Source organism: Streptomyces longispororuber (genome assembly GCF_014656095.1).
GTDB classification, from domain to species: domain Bacteria; phylum Actinomycetota; class Actinomycetes; order Streptomycetales; family Streptomycetaceae; genus Streptomyces; species Streptomyces longispororuber.
This window is the reverse complement of record NZ_BNBT01000329.1, coordinates 1-986: the sequence shown is the minus strand read 5'-3', so window position 1 is coordinate 986 and position 986 is coordinate 1. Positions and strand designations below refer to the sequence as shown.

Here is a 986-nt window from a genome sequence, read left to right as displayed (position 1 = left end):
CGATCAGCGCCGGGGCGGGCAGCTCCCCACCAGCGGAGGGGGTGCCAGTGCCCCAGTGAGCAAGCCGCTCGGCCTCGGCCTCCTCGGCGAAGGCGCCGGCCCGGTGCGCGGCGGTGGCCAGTTCGTCGAGGCGTCCGGCCGGGCAGCCGGTGCGCCAGGAGGCGAGGCGGGCGGCCAGCTCGCGGTCCTTGGCGAGGCGCTGGGCGAGCGCGCGGATCTCGTCGTCGCGCCGGGTGGCCCGGGCGCGCAGGGCCTGCCGCTCCTGGTCGGCGGCGTGCTCGTCGTGCATGGCCGGGTTCGGCGGCACCAGGAAGACGTCGCCGTCCTGTGCGGCCTCGTCGCCCGGCGCCGGGGCCAGCAGGGCGGCGGCGGTGCCGACGGCGACGGTGGAGCGGGGCAGCAGGGCGGCGCCGGTGAGGGCTTCGCGGGCCCGCGCGTGGGTGTCGGGGTCGGTGATGATGACGCCGTCGACCAGCTCGGGGCGGGCCGCGAGCACGCGCGCGTGGTCGGCGGGGTCGACGGCCTGGGCGAGGTAGCGCCAGCCGGGCAGCGCCGGGATGCCGTGCTCGCCCAGGAACTCGACGGTGGCCAGGACGTCCGGGCCCGGCGGGAGCAGCCCGCCGTCGCCGAGCGCGCCGAGGATGCGGGCGTCGTCGGCCGCGGCGGTCCGCAGCTCGAACAACTGCCGCTCCGCGGCGGCCACGCCGTCCTCCAGGAGGGCGCGCAGGTCGTCGGCGTTCCGGTCGAGGTCCTCGGCGGTGAAGGGCGCCCCGGCGTCGGGGTCCGCCGGGGTGCCGGGGTCCTGGTCGGTGTGGTCGCGGGTGTCGGTGCCCGGGCGGCGGGGCTGGGGCACGGCGCCCTGCGCGCGGGGGGCGGGCCCGCCGGGCAGGCCGAGCAGCTCCGCGAGCGGCTTGTCGCGGGCGAGGGCCTCGGCGGTGCGGCGCGCGGTGTCGTACGCCTGCTCGGCGGCCGTGGCGGCGTCGGCT

Annotated in this window: 1 pseudogene; it reads right to left on the bottom strand. The window is 80.2% G+C overall.

What is annotated here, in order from left to right:
• Window positions 1-986: pseudogene (locus IE330_RS38480) on the bottom strand (hypothetical protein); the annotation flags it as partial.